Source organism: Methylobacterium goesingense (assembly GCF_022179225.1).
In the GTDB taxonomy this organism is placed as follows: domain Bacteria; phylum Pseudomonadota; class Alphaproteobacteria; order Rhizobiales; family Beijerinckiaceae; genus Methylobacterium; species Methylobacterium goesingense.
The window spans coordinates 1-2,747 of record NZ_BPQL01000252.1 but is presented as its reverse complement, the minus strand read 5'-3'; the positions used below and the strand labels follow the sequence as shown (position 1 = coordinate 2,747).

Sequence of the window (2,747 nt, the reverse complement as noted above, 5' to 3'; positions counted from 1 at the left end):
ACCCTCGATCTCTCCGGCGCCCTGGTCGCCGGAGAGATCGAGGGTGAACTCGAGCTTCATCACCCGAGTGACGATGACCCAGCCCGCCAGGGTACCGGCGGCGAGGCCGAAGATCGCGGTGGCGAGGCCGAGCGCCCCGTATTCGAGGGTGTAGGCCGCGAGCAGCCGGCGCCGGGTGGCGCCCAGGGTCTTGAGCACCACGGCGTCGTAGAGGCGGGCCCGGTGGCCGGCCGCGAGAGCGCCGGCGAGCACGAACAGGCTCGCCACCACGGCGATGCCGCTGGCGCCCCGGATGGCGAGCACGAGCTTGCCGACGATGTCGCTGACGGCTTCGAGCGCTTCCTTCACCCGCACGCTGGTGACGGACGGGTAGGCCCGCGCCACGTCCCGCAGGATGCCGGCCTCGGCCTTGGCGTCGGGGCCGTTCGGGAAGGTCAGGGTGGCCAGATCCGAATGGGGCGCCCCCCGGAAGGTCCCGGGCGAGAACACCATGACGAAGTTGATGCCCAGCGATCGCCACTCGACCTTGCGCAGGTTGGCGATCCGCGCCGTGAGGGTCCGCCCGAGCACGTTGACAGTGACGCTGCTGCCGACCTTCAGATCGAGCTTGGCCGCGAGTTCGGCATCGAACGAGACGAGGGGCGTCTTCGCCTCCTCGGCGTTCCACCAGGACCCGGCCACGAGGCTCGAGCCTTCGGGCAGATCCTCCGCGTAGGTGATGCCGCGATCGCCGTCGAGGACCCAGGCGGCCTCCTCCGGGGCCTTGATCGCCTCGGCGGGCACGCCGTTCAGGGCGGTGATCCGCCCGCGCATCATCGGCACGCGCTCGATCTTGGCGCCCGGGGCGAGGCCCCCCAGGAAGCCGTGGAAGGCGTCCGCGTCGCTGGAGGGGATGTCGAGGAAGAACAGGTTCGGGGCCTTGGCGGGCAGCGAGTTGGTGAGCGTGCGCCGGACGTTGGCGTCGATCAGGCTCAGGGTCACGAGAAGCGTCACCCCAAGGCCGAGGGAGAGCACGATGGCGGGGGTCAGGGCACCGGGCCGGTGCAGGTTGGCGAGCGCCATGCGGGGCGCGGCCATGCGCGGGCGCGGCAGGCGGCGGGCCCCCGCCATCAGCCCGATGGCGACGAGGCGCAGGAGCCCGAAGGCGAGCCCGGCCGCCACGATGAAGATCAGTGCGAGGCGCCGATCGAAGGCGGTCCCCACGGCCAGGGCGACGAGACCCGCCAGCGCCGCGGTCAGGATCAGCCGGTAGCGCAGGCGCGTGCGCCCCGCATCCGTGTCCACCACGTCCCGGAACAGGCCGGAGACCGGAATGTCGTGCGCCCGCCCGAGGGGGAGGATCGCGAAGGCGAGCGCGGTCAGGAAGCCGTAGGACGCGGCCAGCGCGAGTTCGGTCGGCGCGATCGTGGGGTTCAGCGGCAGCGGCAGCGAATCGTGGAACAGCGCGTCGAGGCCGAACGGGAGCAGCGCGCCGACGGTGAGCCCGATGGCGATGCCGAGAGCCGCGATGAGCCCGACCTGCGTCAGATAAAGGACGACGACCTGGCCACCCGGCGCGCCGACGCTCTTCAGGGTGGCGATGGAGCCGCGCTTGCGCTCGACGAAGGCCGCGACCGCGTTGGCCACGCCGACGCCGCCGACGATGAGGGCGGTCAGCCCCACCAGGGTGAGGAACTGCGTGAAGCGCTCGATGCTCTTGGCGAAGCGCGGGTCCGCATTGGTGCGCGCCCGCATTTCCCAGCCCGCATCGGGCACCGCCTTGGCGACGGCCGCTGCCCGGCTCTGCAGGGCCGCGTCGTCGGCCTCCGGGATGCGGAGCCGGTAGCTCCAGCGGTTGAGGCTGCCGGGACGGACGAGGTCGGACTTCGCGAGCGCGGCGTGCGAGATCAGGACGCGGGGCCCGAAGCCGATGCCGTTGGCGATGCGGTCGGGCTCGGAGACCAGGGTCGCGCGGATCGCGAAGGGCCGGCCCGCGATGGTGATGCGGTCACCGACCTTGAGGTCGAGGCGCGTCAGCAGCACCGGATCGGCCACGGCCCCGTCCGCGCCGTCCTGCTCGGCCAGGAGTTCGCTCAGGGGCCGGGCCGGCTCCGTGACGAGTTCGCCGGTGCTGGGGTAATCGTCGCCCACCGCCTTCAGCTCGACCAGCGCCGTGCCCTCGCCGGCCACCGCCATGGCCCGCAGGGTGGTCACCACCGAGACGCGGCCCTGCGCGTCGAGGGCGGCGCGCTCCTCGGGCGTCGCCGCGCGGTTGATCAGGCTGTAGGTGAGGTCGCCGCCGAGGATGCGCGCGCCCTCGCGGCCGAGCCCGTCCGTGAGCGAGCGCGAGATCGAGGCGACGCCGGCGATGGCCGCGACGCCGAGGGCGATGCAGGCGAGAAACACCACGAAGCCGGAGAGGCCGCCGCGCAGTTCGCGCAGGGCGAGGCGCAGCGTCAGGGGCACGCGAAGGCTGGACCGGCCCCGCGCGGGACCGGGCTCGCCCGGCCGGGACAGCGTACCGTGCATCGCTCAGGCCCGGACCGGCACGGGCTCTTCCACCCGGCCGGAGCGCAGGCGGACCGTCCGGTCGCAGAGGCGGGCGAGGCCGGGATCGTGGGTGACCAGCACCAGGGTGGCACCTCGGTCGCGCTTGAGCGCGAACAGGAGCTCGACGATCTGGCGCCCCGTCGCCTCGTCGAGGTTTCCGGTGGGTTCGTCGGCGACCAGGATCGCCGGGTCGGGCACGATGGCGCGGGCGATGGCGA

The 2,747-nt window shown here is 73.1% G+C and carries 1 protein-coding gene and 1 pseudogene; both read right to left on the bottom strand.

The window, feature by feature from the left end; genetic code table 11:
• Positions 1–2,508 (bottom strand): ABC transporter permease (locus MFF30_RS25725; protein WP_238283114.1); only part of this gene is annotated, 2,508 nt, incomplete at its 3' end.
• 3 nt (positions 2,509–2,511) lie between these two features.
• Positions 2,512–2,747: pseudogene (locus MFF30_RS25720) on the bottom strand (ABC transporter ATP-binding protein); the annotation flags it as partial.